This is a genomic window from Mesorhizobium sp. M0317 (assembly GCF_040321555.1).
Classification (GTDB): domain Bacteria; phylum Pseudomonadota; class Alphaproteobacteria; order Rhizobiales; family Rhizobiaceae; genus Mesorhizobium.
Genome location: NZ_JAMYRV010000039.1, coordinates 23,953 through 48,010, shown reverse-complemented (window position 1 = coordinate 48,010; position 24,058 = coordinate 23,953). Strand labels below are relative to the sequence as shown.

19 protein-coding genes and 1 pseudogene are annotated in these 24,058 nt (G+C 63.2%); 3 read left to right on the top strand and 17 right to left on the bottom strand.

Annotated features, from left to right (window positions below; all coding sequences use genetic code 11):
- From NKI88_RS23670 to NKI88_RS23605, 14 genes and pseudogenes are all read right to left on the bottom strand, one after another.
- Positions 1 to 909, bottom strand: a pseudogene (locus NKI88_RS23670) (endonuclease/exonuclease/phosphatase family protein).
- Between the two features lie 88 nt (positions 910 to 997).
- Positions 998 to 2,551: a cation:proton antiporter gene (locus tag NKI88_RS23665; protein WP_023704038.1), complete on the bottom strand. Its 1,554-nt coding sequence runs from the start codon at positions 2,549 to 2,551 to the stop codon at positions 998 to 1,000.
- A 148-nt stretch (positions 2,552 to 2,699) separates the two neighbouring features.
- Complete coding sequence (locus NKI88_RS23660) at positions 2,700 to 3,764, bottom strand: ABC transporter ATP-binding protein (RefSeq protein ID WP_023725205.1); 1,065 nt, start codon at positions 3,762 to 3,764, stop codon at positions 2,700 to 2,702.
- Positions 3,765 to 3,794: 30 nt separating this feature from the next.
- Positions 3,795 to 4,586: an ABC transporter permease gene (locus NKI88_RS23655; protein ID WP_023671171.1), complete on the bottom strand. Its 792-nt coding sequence runs from the start codon at positions 4,584 to 4,586 to the stop codon at positions 3,795 to 3,797.
- Entirely contained in the window at positions 4,583 to 5,497 is a 915-nt protein-coding gene (locus NKI88_RS23650) for an ABC transporter permease (RefSeq protein WP_023671170.1), read from the bottom strand. The genes NKI88_RS23655 and NKI88_RS23650 overlap by 4 nt, the downstream gene beginning before the upstream one ends.
- 63 nt (positions 5,498 to 5,560) lie before the next feature.
- A complete protein-coding gene (locus NKI88_RS23645) occupies positions 5,561 to 6,667 on the bottom strand; it encodes an ABC transporter substrate-binding protein (protein WP_023671169.1) in 1,107 nt (368 codons plus the stop codon).
- A gap of 241 nt (positions 6,668 to 6,908) precedes the next feature.
- Entirely contained in the window at positions 6,909 to 8,081 is a 1,173-nt protein-coding gene (locus tag NKI88_RS23640; RefSeq protein WP_023755042.1) for an iron-containing alcohol dehydrogenase, read from the bottom strand.
- Positions 8,082 to 8,099: 18 nt separating this feature from the next.
- Positions 8,100 to 9,485, bottom strand: a complete 1,386-nt coding sequence (locus NKI88_RS23635) for an aldehyde dehydrogenase family protein (protein WP_352657600.1) — start codon at positions 9,483 to 9,485, stop codon at positions 8,100 to 8,102.
- 13 nt (positions 9,486 to 9,498) lie between these two features.
- Entirely contained in the window at positions 9,499 to 9,918 is a 420-nt protein-coding gene (locus tag NKI88_RS23630; protein WP_031197611.1) for a type II toxin-antitoxin system VapC family toxin, read from the bottom strand.
- Positions 9,915 to 10,370, bottom strand: a complete 456-nt coding sequence (locus NKI88_RS23625) for a DUF7662 domain-containing protein (RefSeq protein ID WP_023744176.1) — start codon at positions 10,368 to 10,370, stop codon at positions 9,915 to 9,917. Before NKI88_RS23625 ends, NKI88_RS23630 begins: the two co-directional genes overlap by 4 nt.
- An 88-nt stretch (positions 10,371 to 10,458) precedes the next feature.
- Complete coding sequence (locus NKI88_RS23620) at positions 10,459 to 11,829, bottom strand: glutamine synthetase family protein (protein ID WP_023671164.1); 1,371 nt, start codon at positions 11,827 to 11,829, stop codon at positions 10,459 to 10,461.
- A 79-nt stretch (positions 11,830 to 11,908) separates the two neighbouring features.
- On the bottom strand, positions 11,909 to 13,465 hold the full coding sequence (locus tag NKI88_RS23615) for an amino acid permease (RefSeq protein WP_023671163.1): 1,557 nt from the start codon (positions 13,463 to 13,465) through the stop codon (positions 11,909 to 11,911).
- A 78-nt stretch (positions 13,466 to 13,543) separates the two neighbouring features.
- Positions 13,544 to 15,088 (bottom strand): amino acid permease, encoded by a 1,545-nt coding sequence (locus NKI88_RS23610; RefSeq protein ID WP_023691842.1) that lies wholly within the window; start codon positions 15,086 to 15,088, stop codon positions 13,544 to 13,546.
- 17 nt (positions 15,089 to 15,105) lie between these two features.
- Positions 15,106 to 15,924, bottom strand: coding sequence for an N-formylglutamate amidohydrolase (locus NKI88_RS23605; RefSeq protein WP_352650514.1), 819 nt, complete (start codon positions 15,922 to 15,924; stop codon positions 15,106 to 15,108).
- Between the two features lie 147 nt (positions 15,925 to 16,071).
- Here NKI88_RS23605 and NKI88_RS23600 point away from each other — a divergent pair, with 147 nt between their 5' ends.
- From NKI88_RS23600 to NKI88_RS23590, 3 genes are all read left to right on the top strand, one after another.
- Positions 16,072 to 16,896 carry a MurR/RpiR family transcriptional regulator gene (locus NKI88_RS23600; RefSeq protein WP_023725208.1) on the top strand — a complete coding sequence of 275 codons (825 nt, stop codon included), beginning with the start codon at positions 16,072 to 16,074 and terminating at the stop codon, positions 16,894 to 16,896.
- A gap of 171 nt (positions 16,897 to 17,067) precedes the next feature.
- On the top strand, positions 17,068 to 18,231 hold the full coding sequence (locus NKI88_RS23595) for an efflux RND transporter periplasmic adaptor subunit (RefSeq protein WP_352650512.1): 1,164 nt from the start codon (positions 17,068 to 17,070) through the stop codon (positions 18,229 to 18,231).
- Positions 18,228 to 21,359 carry an efflux RND transporter permease subunit gene (locus NKI88_RS23590; protein WP_352650510.1) on the top strand — a complete coding sequence of 1,044 codons (3,132 nt, stop codon included), beginning with the start codon at positions 18,228 to 18,230 and terminating at the stop codon, positions 21,357 to 21,359. Before NKI88_RS23595 ends, NKI88_RS23590 begins: the two co-directional genes overlap by 4 nt.
- Before the next feature lie 181 nt (positions 21,360 to 21,540).
- Here the strand turns inward: NKI88_RS23590 and NKI88_RS23585 are convergent, their stop codons facing one another.
- The 3 genes from NKI88_RS23585 to NKI88_RS23575 are packed head-to-tail and all read right to left on the bottom strand — an operon-like array spanning position 21,541 to position 24,036.
- Entirely contained in the window at positions 21,541 to 22,578 is a 1,038-nt protein-coding gene (locus tag NKI88_RS23585) for a zinc-binding dehydrogenase (protein ID WP_352650508.1), read from the bottom strand.
- Positions 22,579 to 22,589: 11 nt separating this feature from the next.
- Positions 22,590 to 22,892: a zinc-binding dehydrogenase gene (locus tag NKI88_RS23580; protein ID WP_352650729.1), complete on the bottom strand. Its 303-nt coding sequence runs from the start codon at positions 22,890 to 22,892 to the stop codon at positions 22,590 to 22,592.
- A complete protein-coding gene (locus NKI88_RS23575; protein ID WP_352650506.1) occupies positions 22,795 to 24,036 on the bottom strand; it encodes an acyl-CoA dehydrogenase family protein in 1,242 nt (413 codons plus the stop codon). The genes NKI88_RS23580 and NKI88_RS23575 overlap by 98 nt, the downstream gene beginning before the upstream one ends.
- Between the last annotated feature and the right edge of the window lie 22 nt (positions 24,037 to 24,058).

Genomic DNA, 24,058 nt, shown 5'->3' with positions numbered 1-24,058 from the left:
TCACCGATCTCCCGAGCTCAAAGGCGTTTCGAGATCGATATCGATCCGGACCGGAAAATGGTCTGAAGCGATCTCGCCTATATCGGCACTGACCGAGCGCACACGGTCCGCGAACATACCGCCGACGAAGCAATGGTCGAGCCGGCGTTTTGCCACTTTCCCGTCGATCGTTTTCACATGGGTGTGGTAATCGGCAGCCGGCTCGCTAGCGACGGCAGCGGCATCAACAAAGCCGTCGAGATAGGCCGCCCCGCGATGATAGGGCGTGCTGCCGACGATGCGGCTGTATTCGGCGCTGCCAGGCTCCATGTTGAAATCGCCCATCCAGATCGCCGCCGTCGGGTTCTCCGGCTAGGCCTCGCCGCGGGTCCAGTTGCGCGAAGGCTCATCGTCCGCGCCGCTCCACGGGCCGCCCTCGGACGGCGCGCGGCGATGCTCGGCCAAGAGATAGTCGATCTGCTCCAGACGCTCCTCCGCCGCGATATGGGCGAGATGCAGCGACAGGACCCTTACCGGTCCGGCCGGCGTGCGGATCATGCATTCGAGCGCGGCGTTGCGCGTGTTGAGCGGCCGCAGCGTGCGGCGCATGGGCAGCGCGTGCAGCCGCGACCAGGCGATCGGCAGCTTCGACAGCAGCATGGTGCCGAACTGGCGGCGGCGGTTGACGACCCGGCCGTCGCGCTGCTCACTGGCGTCCATGTCGAAGGCCGGGCCATAGACCCAGTAATAGCTAGGCAGCAGCTTGGACAGGACCTCCGGCTGGTCGTCCTCATTGGTGCGCTGCCAATGCCGCTCGACCTCCTGCAGCGCGATGATATCGGCGCCGTCGACCAGCTTGGTGCCGCGCGAAAGATCGTAACGGCCATCGCCGCCGAACCCGTACTGGATGTTGTAGCTGACCAGCTTCATTGCTTATCCGGCTCAATTTCGCTTTGGCAGTAGCGGTTCGGCAGATTGGTTGCAATGTACCGGCACGACGGCGGAACTGGGCCAGCGTCTATGATGTGGTCAGCGGCTGGAACCGGCCCGCCGGCGATGCCGCCAGTTCGGCCCAGTCGATCTCTTCCTCCAGCCGGTGGTAGGCTTCGTCGCCGATCGTGCCGTTGCTGCGCAACTCCTCGAGCGTGTCGCGCTGGCGGTTGATGGCATAGAGGCGCAGCCGGTCGTATTCGGTCGCGGCCTGAGCGTCCTCCGGGTTTTCCGCAATCAGGCGCTGCGCTTCATACTGTTCGCGCACGACGGCGGCGGCCGCAGATGTCTTGCGGCTCAGCACGTCCAGTGCTGCCTGCATGATGGCGACGCGCGCCTGCGCCACCTCATTGTCGACGGTTCTATCGGGGTCGAAGTTGATCCAGCGCAGCAGCGGCTTCAGCGTCATGCCTTGCAGCACCAGCGTGCCCAGCACCACCGCGAAGGCGGCAAGCACGATCGGGTCGCGGCCGGGAAAATCGGCCGGCAGCGCAATGGCCACCACCAGCGTCACCAACCCACGCATGCCGCACCAGCCCACAATGACGGCGCCGCCGAATGTCGGCAATTCCCGCCTTGCCTCTTGGCTGCCGAAGCGGGCAAGCCACCGGATGATCGCGACGTAACTCGCCACCCAGACAAGGCGCGCGACGATAACGACGACCAGCACCGTTGCGGCGAAAAGGAATGCTTCGCCTTGCCCGTCGCCGGCCAGCCTGCCAACGATCGTGCGTGCCTGCAGGCCCATCAGCACGAAAGCCAGCACGTTGAGCACGAACACGGCCGACTCCCAGACCGAATAGGTGCTGACGCGGCGTCTCGCCGACGACTGGCGCGGCGCCCTGCGCGCAATGGTCATGGCATAGACGACGATGGTGATGATGGCGGAAAGGCCGAGCCTGTCGGCGATGATCCACACGGCGAAGGTTCCGGCAAACTGCACCACCGTGCTGCTCGCCGCATCCTCGATGCGGCCGAGCGCCAGCAGCGAGACGCGGCCAAACAGATAGCCCGCGATCACACTGCCGATCGTTGCCAGCAGGATCACCGGAACGGCGTTGCTGAGCATGATCGTGCCAAGCGCCGCCGAAACCGCCAGCCGGTAGATCAGCAGCGCCGTGGCATCGTTGAGCAGGCTCTCGCCCTGCAGGATGGCGGTGATGCGGTGCGGTACCTTGAACTGGCTGAGCACGGCGGATGCGGCCACCGCATCCGGTGGCGCGACGATGGCGCCAAGCGCGATTGCCGCCGCGATCGGCAGGCCGGCCATCTTCCAGCCGACCAAGGCAACCACCACGGTGGTGAAGACCACGGCGCCCAGCGCGAGCAACGCGAGCGACAGCCGGTAGCGCTTGAGGTCGCGCAGCGACGTGTCATAGGCGGCGTCGAGAAGCACCGGCGCGATGAACAGGGCAAGCGCCAGCTCCGGATCGATCTCGATCGTCGGCGCACCGGGTACGAAGGCAATCGCGACGCCGGCCAGAGCCAGCAGGGACGGATAGGGAATTTCCAGCCGCCGCGACAGCGCCGTCAGCGCGACGGCAGCCAGAAGCAGGATGAGGGTAAGTTCGAATAGCGCCATGGCCCATCGTAGCGGCGAAGCGGCATCATGGGCAGTGGCTGGATGGCAAGATGCTGTTGATTATCCAGCACTCGGGGTCCGGCAATGATACGGCCGTTCATCGCGCCAGCTCGAATCGACCGCCTCGGTCGCGCCAAAATGCTGCTTGCTAGTGCAGCACCAGCATATCGCTTGATGAGAACGATATGTCGGCCTTCTCGCCGACCGCGGGCGGTGGCGTTGCCGGGCTGTTGAAGGTGTCGAGCGACACCGTGTTGCCGCCGATGCCGACGCGAACGCGAATGACCGAGCCGAGGAAGTGCACTTCGGAGATTTCGCCCGACAGGCTTGAATCGCGCCCGGGTTGGCGTCCGAGCGAAATCGCCTCCGGTCGCAGCGCCAGCGACAGCGTGTCACCGGACTTCGAGCCGTTGAGCTTGCCCATTAGCGAGACTTCCTGCGTGTTGACGCGCACCTTGCCGGACGCGGCATCGGTGACAGTGCCTTCGAGCACGTTCAGCGTGCCGACGAAATTGGCGACGAACTTGGTCGCCGGCCGGTTGTAGATCTCGAACGGCGTGCCGACCTGCTCGGCCTTGCCGCCATACATCACCGCGATGCGGTCGGAGATCGACAGCGCCTCTTCCTGGTCATGTGTGACGAAGATGGTGGTGATGCCGAGCTTCTTCTGGATCGAGCGGATTTCCTCGCGCAACGACACACGTACCTTGGCGTCGAGCGCCGACAGCGGCTCGTCGAGCAGAAGCAGCTTCGGCTTCGGCGCGATGGCACGCGCCAGCGCGATACGCTGCTGCTGGCCGCCCGAGAGCTGATAGGGATAGCGGTCCGCCATCTGCGGCAACTTGATGATGTCGAGCATCTCGGCGACCCGGGAATCGATCTCTGCCCTTGCCATGCCGGCGACCTTCAAGCCGAAGCCGATATTTTGCGCCACGGTCAGGTTCGGGAACAGCGCGTAAGCCTGGAACACCATACCGACATTGCGCTGGTTGGGCTTCAGCCTCGTGATGTCCTTGCCTGCGACGACGATCTTGCCCGCCGACGGCTCTTCGAAACCGGCGACCATGCGCAGCACGGTGGTCTTGCCGCAACCCGATGGCCCAAGGAAGGAAACGAACTCGCCCGGCTCGACATCAAGATTGAAATCTTCGACCACGGTGGTGGCGCCGAAGGATTTTCGCACATGCTGGATGGAGAGGAATGGTTCGGCCATGGCTTTTTCTTTCGATCAGTACTTTGTCGATCAGTTCGGGCGGTTCGCCGATCTCGGCGCGAAACGGGACAGGATCTGGATCAGCGACATACAGCCCCAGGTGATGGCGAAGGCGATGATGGCAAGCGCCGCCGGCTCATAGGCGCGGTTGGCGCCAACGTTTTGCAGATAGGGGCCGAAGGCGGGCCGGTTGAGCAAGCTGGCCATGGTGAATTCGCCAATGACGATGGCGAAGGTAAGGAAGGCGCCCGACAGCACGGCGATCAGCACATTGGGCAGGATCACACGACCAATGATCGTGCCCCAACCGGCGCCAAGGATCTGCGCCGCTTCGGTCAGCGTCCTGACGTCGATGGTGCGCAGTCCGGTATCGACCGCGCGATACATGTAGGGCAGCGCCAGCATTGCATAGCCGATGACCAGCAAGGCATTTGTGCCCATGTCGGTCGCCAGGAACGGCAGCGGCGAATTCGAACCGTACATCCTGATATAGCCGAAGACGATGACGATGGCGGGAATGACCAGCGGCAGCAGCGTGATGAACTCTACGATCGGCCGCAGTTGCGGCAGGCGCAGTCGAATCCAGTAGGCGGCGGGCACCACGATCAACACGCCCAGAATGATGGTGAAGATGGCGGCAAGCACTGAGTAGCCAAAGGTCGCCTGAAAACGAGGGTCGCCAAGCACGATCTGATAGGCGTCGAAGGAATAAGCGCCGCGCCGCATGCGCAAGGAAAATTCCACCGTCGCGATCAGCGGAATGAAGAAATAGGCCGCGCCCAGCCCGAAGACGACCCAGGCCCAGAATTTTCCGGACTTCATTTCAGCCACCTCTCCGAGCGCGTCCGGAACCAAATGTAGAAGACATTGGCCAGCCCGGTGATGACGATCATGCCGAAGGCGATCGCATAGCCGAGATGGGCATTGTGCAGCACGTCACCGCGTATCTGCGCATAGAGCAGGATCGGTACGATGTTGAGTGAAGAGCCGGTCAGCGCATAGGCGGTGGCGATGGCGCCGAAGGCATTGGCGAAGAGCAGGATGACCGTGCCGAGGAAACTCGGCCAGATCACCGGGATGACCACCATGCGCCAGTATTGCGTCTGGGTGGCGCCAAGCGTCGCCGCAGCCTCGCCCCACTCCTTCTTCAAGCCGTCGATCGCCGGCGTGATGATGACCACCATTAGGGGAATCTGGAAATAGACATAGGTCAGCGTCAGGCCCCAGAACGATAGGATGTTGAAGCCGTGCGCATAAATGTTGAGGCCGAACACGGTGTTGAGCAGCACCGTGGCGAGACCGAGGCGTCCGAGCGTGGCGATGAAGGCGAAGGCCAGCGGTACGCCGGCGAAATTGGAAGCCACGCCGGAGAATGTCAGCGTCGCCGAACGTATCCACTCCGGCAGGCCGCCGCGCACGATGGCGATGGCGATGCCGAGACCTGCGAAGGCGCCGATCAGCGACGAGGAAAGGCTGACCTTGAGCGAGATCCAGTAGGCGGCGACAATCGATGGCTGCGCCAGTGCTGCTATGTTTTCGAACGTGAATTCGCCGGCATCGTTCTGGAATGCACCCAGCATCAGATAGAGCGTGGGTAGGATCAGGAACATGATGGCGAAGATGAAGAATGGCGCAACGCCGAGCCATTGCGTCGGCAGTCGCATTGCACGCGCCTCACTGGGGGGCGCGGTCTTCCCGGCAACTGCGTGATCGGAAAGCGAGATATCTGTCATGCGCCGGCTACCGTCTCCGAGGAACACCGGGCGGCCGCGAGGCCGCCCGGTTGGTTTCAAGCCTTACTTGACGTTGGCGCCGACGACGGCATCCCAGTTCTTGGTGACGGCTTCCTTTGCCTTGCCCTGCTCGTCCAGCGTCGGGAACACCGCGGCAGCGTAAGCCTCGGCCGGCGGCAGCTTGGCCATCACGTCGGCCGGGAGCTTGCCGTTCTTGGCAAGATCGTTGAAGCGGATCGGGTGGCAATAGCCCTTCAGCCAGCCGATCTGGCCTTCGTCGGAGTAGAGATACTCAAGCCAGAGCTTGGCAGCGTTCGGATGCGGTGCGAAAGCACTGATCGCCTGCACATAGACGCCGGCAACGACACCGGTCTTGGGCACGACGACGTCGACGGGCGGATTGCCCTTCAGCGTGTCGCGACCGGCAAGTGCATTGTAATCCCAGGTCACCAGGATCGGCGTCTGGCCTTGTGCCAGGGTCGCCGGTTTGCCGATGACCGGCACGAAATTGCCGGCGGCGTTAAGCTTCTTGAAGAAGTCGAGACCAGCAGTGCCAGCAGCTTCGCCGGCAGCCGCACCACCGGAAATGCCGGCCGCGTAGACGGCCTGGATGGCCTGGTTCGAGGCGCGCGGGTCGCCGGCAAGCGCCACGGTGTTGGCGAATTCCGGCTTCAGCAGGTCAGCCCAGTCAGCAGGCGCTTCCTTGACGAGGTCCTTGTTCACCAGGAAGGATAGCACGCCATAGTAGTCGCCGGTCCAGTAACCATCGGCATCCTTGGCGCTGTCGGGGATCGAGTCCCAGGTCGACACTTTGTAGGGCTGGATCAGGCCGTCAGCCTTGGCGGTCGGGCCGAAGGACAGGCCAACGTCGATGACGTCGGGCGCCTGCGGGCCCTTGTTGTCCTTGTTGGCCTTGATCGCCTCGACCTCGTCGCCGGAGCCGGCATCGGGGTTGAGTTCGTTGATGGTGATCTCAGGATACTTTGCCTTGAAGCCGTCGATGACGGCGCCGTAGCCGCACCAGTCATGCGGCAGCGCGATGGTCGTGAGCTGGCCTTCCTTCTTCGCAGCGGCAACCAGTTCATCCATGGACTGGGCCGACGAGATAGCAGAGGTCGCCATGAGGGCGACGGCCGAAAGGGAAAGCACTTTCCCTGTGAACTTGAACATGTGTTCTCTCCGTTGAACTGGCGTCCTGGACGCCTGCGATGCGGTATCGGTTTCATATGACAGCCAGATGAAAGCTTTTTGAAACTGGCCCCCGGCGGTACGAAAAGTTAACTCTTTTTAACCGGCTGTAGCAATTAGCCTCGACTTAATTTCCCGGCTAATGGTTTATAGCCTTGTCTCTTGCCCCTTTGCCCTTTCCTTTCCCCTCGTTTCCAGATCAATTCCGGCACAGGAAACCGCCTCAGACCGTACCGGCGATAGAGTTTTCGAGCAGCGTCAGCGCTGCTTTCTTGGTCAGCTTGACCGGGTTGCCGCCGGCTGTCGGATCGACCACCGCCATGTCGGCGATCAGCCCCTTGCGCTTCTTGTCCATGTCGAGCCCCTTGATCAGGCCGGGCAGTGCATGCGGCACCTTCAATTCCTTGCGCAGCTTGACGATCGCTTTGGCAAAACCGTTGAACCCGCCCTTGATTCCGCAATAGGCGGCAAGCCGGGCGATGCGTTCTTCGATCGAGTCCCGGTTAAAGGCCAGCACGTAGGGCATGAACACCGCATTCGTCATGCCGTGATGGGTGTCGTAGAGCGCGCCGATCGGATGCGACAGCGAGTGGATGGCGCCAAGACCCTTCTGGAAGGCGGCAGCACCCATCGCGGCCGCACTCATCATGTGGGCGCGCGCGACAAGGTCCTTGCCGTTGGCGTAGGCCTTGGGCAGGTTCTCGAACACCAGGCGCACACCTTCGACGGCAATGCCGTCGGCCATCGGGTGATAGCCCGGCGCGCAATAGGCTTCGAGGCAATGTGCCAGCGCATCCATGCCGGTGCCGGCGGTGATGAAGCCGGGCATGCCGACCGACAGTTCCGGATCGGCAATAACGATTGCCGGCAAAAGCTTCGGATGGAAGATGACCTTCTTGGTGTGCGTCGCCTCATTGGTGATGACGCCGGCACGCCCGACTTCCGAGCCTGTGCCGGCAGTGGTCGGCACGGCGATGATCGGCGCGATGGCATCCGAATTGGCGCGCGTCCACCAGTCGCCGACATCCTCAAAGTCCCAGATCGGCCGCGTCTGGCCAGCCTGGAACGCGATCAGCTTGCCGAGATCGAGCGCTGAACCGCCGCCGAAGGCGATGACGCCGTCATGCTTGCCCTTCTTGAACACGGCGATGCCGGCGGTGAGGTTGGAATCGACCGGGTTCGGCTTCACCTCGGAGAACACGCCATAGGATACCTTGGCGTCGTCGAGGATTTTCAGCGTCGAAGCGACGACCGGCAGTTTCGCCAACCCCGGATCGGTGACGAATAGCGGCCGCTTAATGCCGGTGGCAGCGAGCACCTCAGGCAGTTCCTTGATGCGCCCGGCGCCGAAGCGGACGGTGGTCGGGTAGTTCCATTTGGAGATCAGCTTGGACATGTCTTGTCTTTCAAAAAATCAGATGGCTTCGCGCAGATGGAAAGATTTCGGCCGGGTCAGATTGTCGTAGCCGAGCGCCGAAAGGGCGACGCCTTTGCCGGTGTCCTTGACGCCGGTCCAGACCAGCGCCGGATCGAGGTAGTCGCAGCGGTTCATGAACACGGTGCCGGTCTCGACGCGGTCGCCGATCGCCACCGCATGCTCGATATCGCCGGTCCAGATCGAAGCGGTCAGCCCGTAGGGGCTGTCGTTCATCAGCGCGATCGCCTCCTCGTCGTTGCGCACTTTCATGATGCCAACGATCGGGCCAAAACTTTCCTCGCGCATGACGCTCATCTGGTGGTCGACGCCGGTCAGCACTTCCGGCGCCAGATAGGGCGAGCCGGCCTTGTCGTTAGCCACCTTCATATTGATGTGTGCGATTGCACCCTTGCGCAGCGCCTCGGCCTTCTGCTCGCGGATCAGGTCGGCAAAGCGCGCCTGCGCCATCGGCCCCATTGTCGTCGCCTGTTCCAGCGGATTGCCGACCACATAATTCTTCGTCTCGGCGATGAAACCTTCGACGAACTGGTCGTAGACCTTCTCATGCACATAGACGCGCTCGATGCCGCAGCAGCACTGGCCGGAATTGTAGAAGGCGCCGTCGACCAGATTGGACACCGCATGGTCGAGCTTGGCGTCGGGCAGCACAAAGGCCGGATCCTTGCCGCCGAGTTCGAGCCCGAGCGTCATGAAGGTGCCGGCCGCCGCCTTCTCGATGGCGCGGCCGCCGCCGACCGAACCGGTGAAATTGACATGGTCGATCTTGCCCGAGCCGAGCAGCTTCTCAGTCTGGGCATGGTTCAGCACGACATTCTGGAACACGCCCTTGGGCAGCCCAACCTTGTCGAACGCCTGCTGGAACCGTTCGCCGACCAGCAGCGTCTGCGCCGCATGTTTGAGGATAACAGTATTGCCGGCCATCAGTGCCGGCACGATGGTGTTGACGGCGGTCAGATAGGGATAGTTCCACGGCGCGATCACCATGACGACGCCGAGCGGATCCTTCTTCACATAGCGTCGGAAGCCGTCCTTCGGGTTGGATGCCGGCACGGATTTCAGCGCGGCTTCAGCGATCTCGACCATGTAATTGGTGCGTTCCCTGACGCCGCCGAACTCGCCGCCATAGCGCACCGGTCGCCCCATCTGCCAGGCGATCTCCGGCACGATCTCGTCGGTCATCGCGACCAGCGCTTCGAGCATCGCCAGCATAAATTTGCCGCGCTCGACGATCGGCTTCAGCGCCCACTTCTCCTGCGCCGCTTTGGCGCGCTCGACCGCGGCATTGATCGCCTGGTCGGTCGCGATCGGTCGCTCGGCATAGATCGAACCATCGATGGGCGATTTGAGTTTTACGGTTTCCAAAGGATGCTCCAGTTTAGCAGGCTAGCGTACGCAGATGGCCGTTGCGGCCATAGCGAAGGATGGGCTCGTCACGCGTCACCAGAACCATGTCCAACGCTCTCGCACTTGCCATCAGTATCCGATCCATGGGATCACCATGAGGCGGACCGGGCAGGTTGGATGACGCAATCAGAATGGCTGGTGAGATAGCGCTGAGCTTTGCCGACATTCGGTCGATGAAACGCTCCACGAAGTCGAGTGGCGTCAATGGCAGATTGAGCCGGCCCTTGGCTACGCCGATTCCGATCTCCCATGCCGACATCGGCGAAAGATACAGACGGCCGTCATAGGCCGCTTCCGAAATCTCCCGGCTTGCGTGCGGATCGATCAGACTATCGTTGGCGACAAAGATCATCGCACATGTATCCAGAAGCAGGTTTGGCCCTTCGCTCATTTACTCACCGCAAGTTTGCCGTCACGCGCGTCAGCCTCACCGCCCAGATAGCCCCGGTCCCATGGCTCGTCATCGAAAGGTTTGGTGATATCAAATCCGGCCTCGATTGTTATCAGGCCCTTCATGAAACCAAAACCGGGGTGGCGATCCGCGCGCGCCTCCTTTGGCGCGGCAGGCACGCTACCACTGGGCGGCGCCGAAATCGGCACTTTGCGAACGCGGCGAAATACCAGTTTCCCACTCCCTATATTGACGGATTCGGTCTCGAACCCAGCCTCAAGCCACTCCCTTGTCATGGGATTGTTGCTCGGATTGTTGCTCCACCATGCAGGGTATTGCTTCGATGCGGGCAGCGGCAGATTGAGCACTCTCTCGATTTCGGCGAATGACATCGGGACGCGATCGACATTTTGGGCAATGAGAAAATCCTTGAGCGGCGCATATTTGGACATCGCAAACTCCTCAATGTAGCACTGCAGTTTACAGGTACCATATGGTACTAACTTCACCACATTGTCAACATTAAAGCTGTATAAAGTTTTAGTACCGCTCGAACCCTCTGTGCAGTTCCCAATCCGTAATGCGGCGGTCGTATTCGAACTGCTCCCACTTTGCGGTGTGGACATAATGTTCGAGCACATCGTCGCCGAGCGCCTGCTTCAGCATCTTCGACTTGGCCAGCGTCTCGGTGGCGTCACGCAGCGTTTTCGGGATCTCCGGCAGGCGCGAGGCCTGGTAGGCATCGCCGACGAACGGCTTCTGCAGTTCGAGCTTCTCGTCGATGCCGGCAAGGCCGGCGGCGATCAGCGCCGCGAAAGCGAGATAGGGGTTCAGGTCGGCGCCGCCGATGCGGCATTCCATGCGGATGCCCTTGGTGCCCTCACCGCACAGGCGGAAGCCGGCGGTGCGGTTGTCCTCGCTCCACATGATCTTGGTCGGTGCGAAGGTGCCGGCCTGGAAGCGCTTGTAGGAGTTGATGTAGGGCGCCAGGAACCAGGTAAACTCCCTGGCATATTTCAGTTGCCCAGCCGCCCATTGCTGGCCAAGCGTGGACAAAGTCCAGTCCGCCTTCTTGTCGAAGAACAATGGCGTCTTGCCGTCGGCGCTCCACAGCGAATTGTGGATGTGGCTGGAATTACCGGCGAGCCCGTAATTGTATTTCGACATGAAGGAAATCGACTTGCCTTCGGACTCGGCAATCTCCTTGGCGCCGTTCTTCAGGATGACGTGGCGGTCGGCCATGTCGAGCGCTTCGGCATAGCGCACATTGATCTCTTCCTGGCCCGGGCCCCATTCGCCCTTGGAATTCTCGATCGGAATGCCGGCCGCTTCCATCTCGTTGCGAAGCCGGCGCATGACGCCTTCTTCCTTGGTGGTGATGCCGATCTGGTAGTCGCCAATATAGGGCGAAGCGGTATCGAGGCCCTGCCAGTGCTTCTTGCGGGCGGAATCATAGGTCTCGTTGAACAGATAGAATTCGAGCTCCGAGGCGAAGTAGCCGATATAGCCGCGTTCGGTGAGCCGCTTGACCTGCTTTTTCAGCATCGCGCGCGGCGAATGCGGCAGGTCGTCATGGGTGTGGTGGTCGAGCACGTCGCAGATCACCAGCGCCGTCTTTTCCAGCCACGGAATGCGCCGCAGCGTCGCCAGGTCCGGCTTCATGACGAAGTCGCCATAGCCTTTCGACCAGCTTGCCGCCTTGTAGCCCGGCACCGGCTCCATATCGATGTCGGCGGCGAGCAGATAGTTGCAGCCATGCGTCTCGTCATGAGCAGAATCCACAAAGTACTGCGCCAGGAAACGCTTTCCAGCCAGCCGCCCCTGCATGTCGACGATGCAGGCCAGCACCGTGTCGATCTCGCCATTGGAGACCGCTTTCTTCAACTGATCGAACGAGAAATTTCCGGCCATTCCTTTGGCACTCCAGTGCTTGGTCGTTGAGGACGAAACCATAGCCGGCTGCACGCCGGCCATGGCCATGATGGTGACGTCAGTGGCCGGTTTCGCCGACAGCCTGTTCGGCAGCCTTGATCGCTGCCTGACGCGCCGCGATGATATCGCCCAGCGGCGGACCCTGGAAGCGATTACGCTCGAAGGCGAACCAGACAATCGCCGTCAGGATGAAGAAGCCGACGGTGATGTACAGCGCCCAGTCGTTCGGCGGCTGGATGCCGATGATGAAGATCAGGATCATCGACACTATGGAAAGGACCCCGAACAGCATGAAGATGCCACGGCCCAGGTTCCACGGTCCCATCTTGTCCCACTTCGGCGTGCCCCAGGCCAGCATGCCGAGCACGATCGGCACGGTGAAGGACAGGAACAGGAAGATGACGGTGCAGGACACGACGATGGTGTAGGCCGAAGTACCGGCGACCGAAACCAGCGTCGAACCCCAGACGAACAGCACCGACAGGACCGACGCCGTCCAGATCGCCGCCACCGGCGTGCGATAGGTCGGGCTGACCTTGGCCAGTGCCGACGAGCCCGGCAGGCCGCCGTCACGCGAGAAGGCAAAGATCATGCGCGAAGCCGAGGTGACGGTTGCGAGGCCGCACAACAGCTGGGCGATGAACACGACGAGGTAGACGAACTCCTTGAGGCCGGGACTGACGCGCTGGTCGAAGGCCCAGAAGAACACGTTCCAACCCTGCTTGGCGGCGTCGTCCATGTTGGGGATCATCAGCACGAAGGCGGCCAGGAACAAATAGCCGAAGACCGCCGACCAGATAACCGACATCACCATCGCACGCGGCACCGATGAGGCCGCCTTGATGGTTTCCTCGGAAGTGTGTGCCGAAGCATCGTAGCCGGTGATGGTGTAGATCGGCAGCAGAAGGCCGAGAGCGAACACCCAGGCGTTCGAGACGGACGGCCAGACGCTGGCGCCGGCCTCACCCGAGTAGTTGTGGAAGGTGAAGAGCCGGCTGAAATCCCAGGTCTCGGCGGAGAACAGGCAGACGACAGCAATCAGGATCGAGCCGAAGAAGATCAGGTAACCCGAAAAGTCGGTCAACTTCGCAGTCAGCTTGATGCCGAGATGGTTGATCAGCGCCTGGGCGCCAGTGATGATGACCAGGAAGATCATCTGATTGGTCAGCGTACCCTCGATGCCGAGCGTCGGCCCGAAGGCGCCGATGAAGAACGTCCAGGTGCCGACATTGATGGCGCCGAGCACGGTGATCAGGCCGAGCAGGTTGAGCCAGGCCGTCACCCAGCCAGTGCCGCGATTGCCGAGGATCGAACCCCAGTGATAGAGGCCGCCGGCCGTCGGATAGGCCGAGCTGATCTGCGACATGGCGACCGCGAAGGTCAGCGAGACGAAGCAGCCGACCAGCCAGCCGATGCCGATGCCGATGCCACCGGCGCCCGACGTTGCCTGCGCCAGCGAATTGATGCCGCCCGACAGGATGCAGATGATGGAGAAGGAAACGGCGAAGTTGGAGAAGCGGCTTAGCCGCCGCTCAAGTTCCTGGGCGTAGCCCATGGAATGGAGGTGCTTTACGTCTTCCGCCTTGTCTGTGTCTGAATAACCCGGTGCTGCCATTGTAGTCCCCTTTGCGTTCTTAGCTGGCCGGCCCTGCCCCGGTCGGCTTGCGCCGGCCGGAGCATCTAGTCTTTGCTGTTAGCCTGCCGTCTGGCCGACGGCTGCTTCCGCGGCCGCGATCTCGGAAGCGCGGCGAGCAATGTCGGCGCCGATCGGCGGGCCCTTGAAGCGGCGCGATTCGATGCCGAACCACAGCACCACGAGCAGAACGATCAGGCCGATGGCATAGTTGATCAGGATGTCGAAGGGCGGCTGGATGCCGGCATACATCAGCACCAGAACGCCAAGCACCGTGATGACGGCGAACGGCTTGGACCAGATGCCGAGGCGGAACGGGCCGAATTCGGTCCAGCTCTTGCCCTCGGCAAGCAGGCCGGCGGCCACGGGCATGGCGTAGGACACGTAGAGGAACAATGCACAGCCGGCCGCCAGTGCGGCAAAAGCCGGCGAGTACAATGTCGCTGCGACCGCGAGCACCGCTCCGAGCCAGATCGCCGCCACCGGCGTGCGCCATGTCGGGCTGACGGTTTTCCACACCGACGAACCGGGCAGGCCGCCGTCACGCGCGAAGGCAAAGATCATGCGCGAGGTCGACGTCAGTCCGGCGAGAGCGCAGATGAAGTTCGCCAGCACGATTGCGATGGCAATGATGCTCTTCAGCAGGAATGGTGCCGGCAGGTTGTTGAAGAGATTGAACCAGGCATTGGCGCCATCCTTGGCCGTCGCTGCCAGATCGGGGCTGGCCAGTACGAACGAAACGGCCATGACGAAGCCGAACACCAGCGACCACAGGACCGAATGGATCATGCCGCGCGGCACCGCCACGCGGGCATTGTGGGTCTCTTCGGACGTGTGGGCCGAAGCGTCGAAGCCGGTGATGGTGTAGAGTGGGTAGAGCAGGCCGATCAGGAAGGCGACGAGTGCCGTCCGTGCGGTCGGAACGTAGCCTGCGCCTGGATCACCGGTGTTGTTGACGAAGGTGGTGAGCCGCGAGAAATCCCAGCTTGCGCCCCAGATCAGGAACATCGCGGTCAACACGACGGCGACGACCAGAATGAGGTAGCCCGAGAAATCCGTCAGCATGGTGGTGAGCCTGATACCGAAATGGTTGATCAGCGCCTGTGCGACCGTGATGATCACAACGCCGATCACCTGCTCCTGATAGCCCCACGCGGAGACGTCGTTGCCGAACACGCCGGACCAGACAAGGTCCTTGAACAGCGCGTAGACGCCGACATTGACCGAGGCGACGACGAAGACCAGGCCGAGCAAGTTGATCCAGGCCGTGGCCCAGCCCCAGCCGCGCCCGCCGAGAATTGACGACCAGTGGTAGAGACCGCCGGCCGTTGGGTAGGCCGAGCCGATCTGGCCAAGGGACGCGGCAACGACAAGTGCAAAGACGCCGCCGATGACCCAGCCGACAGTCGCCTCGAAGCCGCTGCCGGTCGCCATGGCCAGCGGGAAGGACGTGATGCCGCCCGCCAGAATACAAATGATCGAAAAGGAAATTGCGAAATTCGAGAAGCCGCTCATGCGGCGAGCCAACTCCTGGGCATAGCCCATGCTATGGAGGGTTTTTACATCCTCCGATCTTTCAGCGTCTGATTTGTCCGGTCCTGCCATTTTCGTCCCCTGTTTTTCTAGCTGGCCGATTGAACTGACTTTCCCATTGCGTGTCGCCGGGAACCCTTGGCCTCCTCGGGTTCCAGGTCAGAAAAAATGCCCGTGAGCAGATCCGCCCATTTCCGCTGCCCGGTCTCGCCGGAGATCTCGTCGTTGCGGATTTCGATCATTGCGCAGGCAAGGCCGCGCGAGCGTGCATGGCGCTCCAAAGTGAAATATACGCGGTCGGCCGGCGAATAGGGCTCGTTGATGCCGACAGTGACGCCGGAGAGCCGCTGCAGCGCCGCTATCAGCGGCGACGCCAGCCGGCGGTCGTCATCATGGATGATGCCGATATGCCAGGGCCGCTTCTTGCCCTTGTAGACGGGGGTGAAGGAATGCACCGACACCAGACGGGTCTCCTGCCCACGCGCCTGCCGGTCGTCGATGATCGATGCGATCGTGTCGTGGAACGGCCGCCACGACAAAGCGATGCGCTCGGCGCGCTCACTGTCCGACAGGCCGGCATTGCCCGGAATGGCCGTCGTCTCGCTGACGGGCGGCACCAGGTCCGGTGCGTCGAGCGGACGGTTGCAGTCGATGACCAGGCGCGAGATGCGGGTTTCGACCAGCGTCGCATCGAGCGCTGCCGCCATGCGGCGGGCCACCGGCAGCGCGCCGGGGTCCCAGGCGATGTGGCGGGAGAGGTCCTCGGCCGGCAGGCCAAGCGTGCCGAATTCGGATGGCAGGAAGTTGGAAGCGTGGTCGCAGGTCAGCACGAAAGGGCTGGACCCGCCGGGGTTCGTTACCCCTACGGTATCAGACGATGCAAGGCTGGCGGGCCGTGCTCTCTCCATAGTCTGCCGTCCCCTGGGGAGCGCTGTATCTTATGTTACGTATTTTGCCTCATTGCGTCCCTGTGGATGATTTCATACAGTTTGTCCGGCTTTGTCAAACGCGATTTCGGGGAAGCGGTCCGGACGGGCTCAGGGGTGGGGAAAACGATGATTTCCAGCATTGCCGAACTGATTTCGGACCGCATCGGCACGATGCCGGCCGGCGAGCGCCGCGCCGCGCAGACACTGATTGCGAACTATCCGCTGATCGGGCTGAAGACGGTCGCCGAGTTCTCGGCCGCCGCCGGCGTATCGTCGCCGACCATCCTGCGCTTTGTCTCCAGGCTGGGGTTCCAGAACTATCCCGAATTCCAGTCGGCGCTGCAGGACGAACTGGCGGCGCAATTGCAGTCGCCGGCATCGCGCACGCTCAACCCGGCCTCCCCAAGCGGTGCAGTATCGCCAATGCTGGAGGCGACGCTGGACAATATGCGCGAGACCTTCAGGCATCTCTCCGACAGACAGCTTGCCGACATCGCCGCAAGGCTTGCCGACCGGCGCGGCAAGACATTCCTGATCGGCGGCCGCTTCACCGATCCGTTGGCACGCTACATGGCCGCCCATCTCGCCATCATCCAGCCCGATGTCTATCACCTTGCCGGCCAGGAGAGCATCTGGCGCGACCGGCTGATCGACATGGGCAAGCGCGACGTGCTGGTGATCTTCGACATCAGGCGCTATCAGGACAGTCTGGTCCGCTTTGCCCAGACCGCGCATCAGCGCGGCGTTCAGATCGTGCTGTTCACCGACCAGTGGCTATCGCCGATCGCCCGCTTCGCCCGCCATGTCATTGCCGGACGCACCGCCGTGCCTTCGGCGTGGGACTCTTCCGCCGCTCTGTTCGTTGTCGCCGAGACGCTGATCGGCGCCGTCACGAGGCAGCTCGAGGCCGACAGCGCCAGGCGCATCCGCGACCTCGAAAGCCTGCGCTGACACGTTCAATCCCCGCCGCAGGTGCGCAAAATTACGCAGATTTAATGTGCATGGAAGCGGCAGAATTGCCATAAAGCCATGATATTGCGGCGGCTTGGCACATACCGGGTGCGTCGCTGCGCGTTTTTTTGCTTGGCGAAACCGGTAGACGTTTTGCCAACCGGAGTGTCGATGGTCGCCTGGAAACAGATCGTTTTTGCGCTTGTGATCCTGGTCGCGGCTGTCCTCGCCTGGGCGCGATTCTTCCCGGGCGCGCCGGAGGTTCTGGCACGCTGGGGCATCGACTGGACCTATGCTTCGGCGCCCGCCACAACCGGCGCGGTCGACACGACGAAACAGGCAGGCGGTCGCAACGCTGCCGGCCGGCCGGCAAATGTCGTTGCCTTGCCGGCGGGCACGGCCACCATCAACGATCGCCTGCAGGCGATCGGCACCGGCCGCGCCAACGCGTCGGTGACGGTCAACCCGTACAGCTCCGGCCGGCTGGTTGAATTCCTCGTCCAGTCCGGTACCCGCGTCGACAAGGGGCAGATCATCGCTGTTCTCGATTCCGAGACCGAGGTGATCTCGCAGGATCGTGCCAAGCTCGCCTTGCAGGATGCCCAGGACAAGCTCGAGCGGGTGAAATCATTGAGGGCCTCCAACGCCGCGACCCCGGTCGCCGTCGCCGATGCCCAAGTGGTGCTGGCCGGCGCCAAACTGGCGCTGCAGGATGCCGAACTCGCCTTGCAGCGTCGTTCGATCGTCGCCCCTATCGCCGGCACGGTCGGCATCCTGCCGATATCGGCCGGCAATTACGTCACCAGCCAGTCGGCGATCGCCACGCTTGACGACCGCTCCTCCATCCTGGTCGATTTCCTGGTGCCCGAGCGCTTCGCCGCCGCCGTCAAGGTCGGCGCGCAACTGTCGGCGACGCCGATCGCCAATCCGAGCAAGGCCTATACCGGCACCGTGTCGGCCATCGACAACCACATCGACGAAAAGAGCCGCACCCTGCTGGTCAAGGCTGCAATCGCCAATCCGGCGGATTCGCTGCGCGCCGGCATGTCGTTCGGCATCACCATGCGCTTCCCCGGCGACACCTATCCGGCCGTCAGCCCGCTGGCGATCCTGTGGGGTTCCGACGGCGCCTATGTCTGGCAGGTCGAGGACGGCAAGGCCAGGCGCGTTCCCGTGCGCATCATCCAGCGCAACACCGAGACGGTGCTGATCGACGCCGAGATCGAGGATGGCGACATGGTTGTGACCGAGGGCACCCAGAGCGTCAGCGAAGGCGGCGCGGTCCGCATCGCCGGCCAGGATCAGCGCGCCGCGGACGCGGCCGAAGGCTCATGACCGCGCCTGTCAGCACCGCCAGCGAAACCGGCTTCACCGCTCTTTTCATCCGCAGGCCGGTCATGGCCTTCGTGCTGAACACGCTGATCGCAGTGGCCGGTCTTGCCGCTTTCTACGGCGTCGAAATCCGCGAACTGCCCGATGTCGACCGCGCCGTGGTCACCGTGTCGACGGCTTTCGAGGGTGCCGCCGCCGAAACCGTCGACCGTGAACTGACCGACACCATCGAGGGTGCGGTCGCGCGCGTATCCGGCGTCAAGTCGATCTCGTCGACCTCGTCCTTCGGCCAGAGCCGCGTCACCATCGAGTTCAACGACGGCGTCGATTTGAACGTCGCCGCTTCCGACGTGCGCGACGCGGTCGGCCGTGTCGCCAACATGATACCGGAGACCGCCGATCCGCCGCGCATCGTCAAGGCCGATGCCAATTCCGATGCCGTGATGCGACTGGCCGTCACCTCCGACACCATGTCGGTGCAGGACATGACGGTGATTGTCCAGGACCAGATCGAGGACGAACTGGCTGCCGTGCCTGGCGTCGCCGACGTTCAGGTCTATGGCGACCGCGACAAGATCTTCCGCATCGATGTCGACCAGAACAAGCTCGCCAGCCTCGGCTTCACTGTCGCCGATCTGAGGGCAGCGCTTGCCTCGGTCGCTTTCGATTCACCAGCCGGTTCGATCACCACCACCAACCAGGATCTCATCGTCCGCACCACGGCCGATGTGACGACGCCGGAAGAATTCGAAAACATCATCATCGGCGGCACGACGCGCATCCGCGACGTCGCCACCGTCACGCTCGGTCCCGACATCGGCCAGACCTCGTTGCGCTCCGACGGCAAGACCGGCATTGGCCTTGGCATCATCCGTCAGGCGGAATCGAACACGCTGGATATTTCCACCGGAGTGAAAGCAGCCGTCGCCAAGCTGCAGGAAAACCTGCCCAAGGGCATGTCGATCAAGATCACCAGCGACGACGCAGTCTTCGTCAACGGCGCCGTGCACGAGGTCGAGATCGCGCTCGGCCTGTCGATCTCCATGGTGCTGATCGTCATCTACATCTTCCTGCTCGACTGGCGCGCGACGCTGATCCCTGGTCTGTCAATGCCGGTCGCCATGATCGGCACCATCGCCGCCATCTATCTCGCAGGCTTCTCCATCAACATTCTGACGCTTCTGGCGCTGGTGCTGGCGACCGGCCTTGTCGTCGACGACGCCATCGTCGTTTTGGAAAACATCGTGCGACGGCGCAACGAAGGCATGGGGCCTCGTGCCGCCGCCGTGCTCGGCGCCCAAGAAGTGTTCTTCGCAGTCATCGCCACGACGCTGACGCTCGTTGCCGTTTTCGTGCCGATCTCCTTCCTGCCGGGACAGACCGGCGGCCTGTTTCGCGAATTCGGCTTCGTCCTCGCCATGTCGGTGCTGCTCTCCTGCGTGGTGGCGCTGACGCTGTGCCCGATGCTGGCCTCGCGCATGTTGACCGGCGCATCGCTCCACCATGAAGGCGGTCACGGCATTGGCGCGCGCGTCGGTGGCGGGCTGAACGCGGCCTACAAGCGCGCCTTGCATGCCTGCCTCGGCGCGCCGTGGATCGTGCTGCTGGTTGCGGTGCTGTTTGCGGGCGTCGCCTTCAGCCTGTTCGGCACCATCCGCCAGGAACTGACGCCGAGCGAGGACCGCGCCGTCGTGCTGTTGCGCATCAACGCGCCGCAAGGCGTCAGCCTCGATTACACCACGCAGCAGATGCAGAAGATCGAGCGGCTGATCCAGCCGCTGCGCGATTCCGGCGAGATCGTCTCGACCTTCGAAAACGCCGGCCAGAACGGCGCCTACAATTCCGGCTTCATGGTGATGACGCTGGCGCCGTGGGACGAGCGCACGCGCAGCCAGCAGGAGATCATGGCGCAGATAAGCCAGCTGACCCGGCAGGTGCCATCCGTGCGCATCTTCCCGGTGCAGGCCAATAGCCTCGGCATTCGCGGCGCCGGCAACGGCCTGCAATTCGCGCTGGTCGGCAACGACCGCAAGGCGCTCGGCGACGCGGCGGTGAAGATCATCGCCCGGATGCAGGCCGATCCGCGCTTCCAGACGCCGCGGCTTTCCATCGACCCGACGCAGCCGCAGCTGGCGGTGGCCATAGACCGCGAGCGCGCCTCCGATCTCGGCATCGACATATCAGGGCTCGCCAACACCTTGCAGGCGATGCTCGACGGCAACGATGTCGTCGATGTCTACATCGCCGACCGCAGCTATGGCGTGAAGCTGGTCTCGACCACCAACCCGATCAATGATCCGACCGATCTGGAAAACATCTTCCTGAAGACCGCCGACGGCCGCTTCGTGCCAATGTCGACCATCGCCACGCTGACCGAGCGCGCCGTGCCGCCGTCGCTGACCCGCGAACAGCAGCAGCCTTCGGTGGCGATCACCTCGAACCTGAACGGCAATTTCGCACTGGGTGACGCGCTCGGCGTTGCCGAGCAGATCGCCGCCCCGCTGCTGCCGCCGGGCAGCCGCGTCCTGCCGCTGGCCGAAGCCGCGACGCTCGGCGAGACCAACAGCGCCATGATCACCATTTTCGGCTTCGCGCTGGTCATCATCCTCCTGGTGCTTGCCGCCCAGTTCGAAAGCTTCGTCAGCGCCGTCATCATCATGGCGACGGTCCCGCTCGGCCTTGCCTGCGCAATCTTTGCGCTGCTTTTGTCAGGCACCAGCCTCAATGCCTACAGCCAGATCGGCCTCGTGCTTCTGGTCGGCGTCATGGCCAAGAACGGCATCCTCATCGTCGAATTCGCCAACCAGCTGCGCGACCGCGGCCTCGGCGTGCGCGAGGCGATCGAGCAGGCCTCGATCATCCGCCTGCGGCCGGTGATGATGACGATGATCTGCACCATCCTCGGCGGGGTCCCGCTGGTGCTGGCCGCCGGCGCCGGTGCCGAAGCGCGCATCGCGCTCGGCTGGGTCATCGTCGGCGGGCTGGGTCTCGCCACCGTCTCGACGCTTTTCCTGACCCCGGTCGCCTACCTCCTGCTCGGCCGCTTCGTCACGCCGAAGACGCATGAGGAAGCGAGGCTGAAGCGGGAGCTTGAGGAAGCGGCGTACGCCAATGTCGAGCCGGCGGAGTAGCTCCGCTTACCCTCCCCCTTGTGGGGAGGGTCGGACCGCAGGTCCGGGGTGGGGGTGCAGCGCCAACTAACGTCGGTCCAGCGCTCCCGCGAATAACAGAGGTAGGAGCCAAGACCCCCACCCCGACGAAAGAGCAAAATTGCTCTTCGTCGACCCTCCCCACAAGGGGGAGGGTAGAAAGTCACGGCCTGATAAACACCTTCCCGTTCGGCTTGGCCAGCTCCGCCGGGACCTTCGCCATCGCCTCATCCAGCGGTAGCACCGCCGTCACGTCGGTCGACCAGCGCCCATCCGAAAAGCGCTTCTGTGCTTCCATGATCGCCGGGCCGCGCTTGTCGCGGAAGTGGCGCATCCATTCGACCAGCCAGAAGCCTTCAATGTGCTTGTGTTGGAAGATCATCTGGCCGGGCTCTCGGATGACAGTGGGGTCCGGATCGAGCCGCCCATAGATGATCCAGCGCGAGCGCTTCGGCATGGCGTCGAAGATCGCCGAGGCCAGCGGCCCGGTCACCGCATCGAGTAAGATGCGCGGCTGCTCGGCCTTGACCACATCGCGTAGTGCTGCCTTGAAATCCGGCGCCTTCTCGTTGAGCACATGGGCCGCCCCGATCTCCTTCAACAGCGGAATCTGCTCGTCGCGGCGCACGATGACGATCGGCCGGAACCCAGCCTCCTTGGCGAGACCCGCGATCAGCTTGCAAAGCTGGCTGGCGCCGGCGGTCATAATGAAGGCTTTTTCGCCCGTCTCCTTGACGATGTCGAACATGGCGAGCGCCGTGAGCGGGTTGACGATCATCGCCGCGCCATCCTCGTCGCGGACCGTGTCGAGCAGCGGAATGCAGCCGGCAGCTTCGGCAACTGCATAGTCCGCCCACGCGCCCCAATTGGTGACGCCGGTGGTGAAGGCGATGCGCTTGCCGATCAGGCTTTTCGCATAGGGCTCGTCGCCGCTGGCAACGACCGTGCCGACACCCTCGAAGCCGGCCGGCTGGCCCTTGGCGCGCGGCTGACCGTACTGGCCCTTGATGAACATGACGTCGGACGGGTTGATCGAGGCGAGCCTGACCTTGATCAGAACCTGGCTCGGTCCGGGCGTCGGCACGCCGATGCTGCCAAGCTTGAGATACGGCTCCATCGCCTCCAGCGCACTGCCGGAGGGCGTCCTGGTGTAGCCGTCGCCGGTCAGCAGCAGTGCTTTCATGTCTGAGGGGATCGCCATGGCGGGGCTCCTTACAGTTTGAGGATGAGCTTGCCGGATGCGCCACGGCCAAGCACGCGCGTCACCACGGCGGCGGCATCGGCCAGCGGATAAGTGCCTTCGATGACCGGCCGAACCTTGCCGGGGAGATGCCAGCCGACCAGTTCCTTCAGATTGTCGGCATGGACGAGCTGGTCGAGCGGCGCGAAATCGCGGGCGATAATGGCCTTCATCCGCTCAGACCTTTTCCTGCGTGTATTTCCTGAGCTCCGTACGCGCCACCTGCCGGCGGTGCACGGCGTCCGGCCCGTCGGCGAGGCGCAGGGTTCGCAGATGCGTCCATGAGCGTGCCAGCGGCGTGTCCTGGCTGATGCCTTGCGCCCCGAAGATCTGCACGGCCTCGTCGGTGACCTTGAGCGCGACGCGCGGTGCGATGACCTTGATCTGGCTGATCCAGGGCGCGGCTGCGCGCGCATCGCCCTGGTCGATCATCCACGCCGCCTTGAGGCAGAGCAGCCGCGCCATCTCGATCTCCATGCGGCATTCGGCGATGATGTCGAAATTGGCGCCAAGCTTGGCCAAGGGCTGGCCGAAGGCCTCGCGGCGCACCGAGCGCTGGCACAGCAGCTCCAGCGCCATTTCGGCCTGGCCGATGGCGCGCATGCAATGGTGGATGCGGCCGGGGCCAAGCCGCCCCTGGGCGATCTCGAACCCCCTGCCCTCGCCGAGGATCAGGTTTCCGGCCGGCACCCGCACATTGTCGAAGCGAAGATGCATGTGGCCATGCGGCGCGTCGTCGTTGCCATAGACCTGCATCGGCCGCAGCTTGGTCACGCCCTTGGTGCCGGACGGCACCAGGATCATTGAGTGGCGGCGGTGCTGCGGATCGGCTTCGCCGCCGGTGCGAACCATGACAATGTAGATGGCGCAGCGCGGGTCCCCGGCCCCCGACGCCCACCATTTCTCGCCGTTGAGTAGATAGTCGTCGCCTTGCCTTTCGCAGCGCATGGCGATGTTGGTGGCGTCGGAGGAAGCGACGTCCGGCTCGGTCATCAGATAGGCCGAGCGCATTTTCCCCTCGAGCAGCGGCGCCAGCCATGCCTGCTTGTGATCCTCCGAGCCATAGCGCTCCAGCACCTCCATATTGCCGGTGTCGGGCGCCGAGCAGTTGAAGGTCTCGGCGCCGAGATGCGCCTTGCCCATCTCCTCGGCGAGATAGGCATATTCAACGGTCGAGAGCCCGTAGCCGCGCTCGGACCCGGTCAGCCAGAAATTCCACAGACCGCGCTCCTTGGCCGTCTTCTTCAACCCTTCGAGGATCTCGGTCTGCCGCGCGGTGTAGACCCAGCGGTCGCCGCCCTTGCCGACCTCGCTCAAAAACTCATGATCGAGCGGCATGATCTCATCGCGCACCATGGTGGCGACGCGGGCGTGGATCGGCTTCAGCCGCTCGGTCATGCCGAGATTCATGTCCGCCATCGGTCTCCAACCCTTTCACGCA

Coding starts and splice junctions, on each gene's coding strand:
- NKI88_RS23665 (WP_023704038.1), bottom strand. CDS start 2,551: ATGGCGCTATTCGAACTTACCCTCATCCTGCTTCTGGCTGCCGTCGCG.
- NKI88_RS23660 (WP_023725205.1), bottom strand. CDS start 3,764: ATGGCCGAACCATTCCTCTCCATCCAGCATGTGCGAAAATCCTTCGGC.
- NKI88_RS23655 (WP_023671171.1), bottom strand. CDS start 4,586: ATGAAGTCCGGAAAATTCTGGGCCTGGGTCGTCTTCGGGCTGGGCGCG.
- NKI88_RS23650 (WP_023671170.1), bottom strand. CDS start 5,497: ATGACAGATATCTCGCTTTCCGATCACGCAGTTGCCGGGAAGACCGCG.
- NKI88_RS23645 (WP_023671169.1), bottom strand. CDS start 6,667: ATGTTCAAGTTCACAGGGAAAGTGCTTTCCCTTTCGGCCGTCGCCCTC.
- NKI88_RS23640 (WP_023755042.1), bottom strand. CDS start 8,081: ATGTCCAAGCTGATCTCCAAATGGAACTACCCGACCACCGTCCGCTTC.
- NKI88_RS23630 (WP_031197611.1), bottom strand. CDS start 9,918: ATGAGCGAAGGGCCAAACCTGCTTCTGGATACATGTGCGATGATCTTT.
- NKI88_RS23625 (WP_023744176.1), bottom strand. CDS start 10,370: ATGTCCAAATATGCGCCGCTCAAGGATTTTCTCATTGCCCAAAATGTC.
- NKI88_RS23620 (WP_023671164.1), bottom strand. CDS start 11,829: ATGGCCGGAAATTTCTCGTTCGATCAGTTGAAGAAAGCGGTCTCCAAT.
- NKI88_RS23615 (WP_023671163.1), bottom strand. CDS start 13,465: ATGGCAGCACCGGGTTATTCAGACACAGACAAGGCGGAAGACGTAAAG.
- NKI88_RS23610 (WP_023691842.1), bottom strand. CDS start 15,088: ATGGCAGGACCGGACAAATCAGACGCTGAAAGATCGGAGGATGTAAAA.
- NKI88_RS23605 (WP_352650514.1), bottom strand. CDS start 15,924: ATGGAGAGAGCACGGCCCGCCAGCCTTGCATCGTCTGATACCGTAGGG.
- NKI88_RS23600 (WP_023725208.1), top strand. CDS start 16,072: ATGATTTCCAGCATTGCCGAACTGATTTCGGACCGCATCGGCACGATG.
- NKI88_RS23595 (WP_352650512.1), top strand. CDS start 17,068: ATGGTCGCCTGGAAACAGATCGTTTTTGCGCTTGTGATCCTGGTCGCG.
- NKI88_RS23590 (WP_352650510.1), top strand. CDS start 18,228: ATGACCGCGCCTGTCAGCACCGCCAGCGAAACCGGCTTCACCGCTCTT.
- NKI88_RS23585 (WP_352650508.1), bottom strand. CDS start 22,578: ATGGCGATCCCCTCAGACATGAAAGCACTGCTGCTGACCGGCGACGGC.
- NKI88_RS23575 (WP_352650506.1), bottom strand. CDS start 24,036: ATGGCGGACATGAATCTCGGCATGACCGAGCGGCTGAAGCCGATCCAC.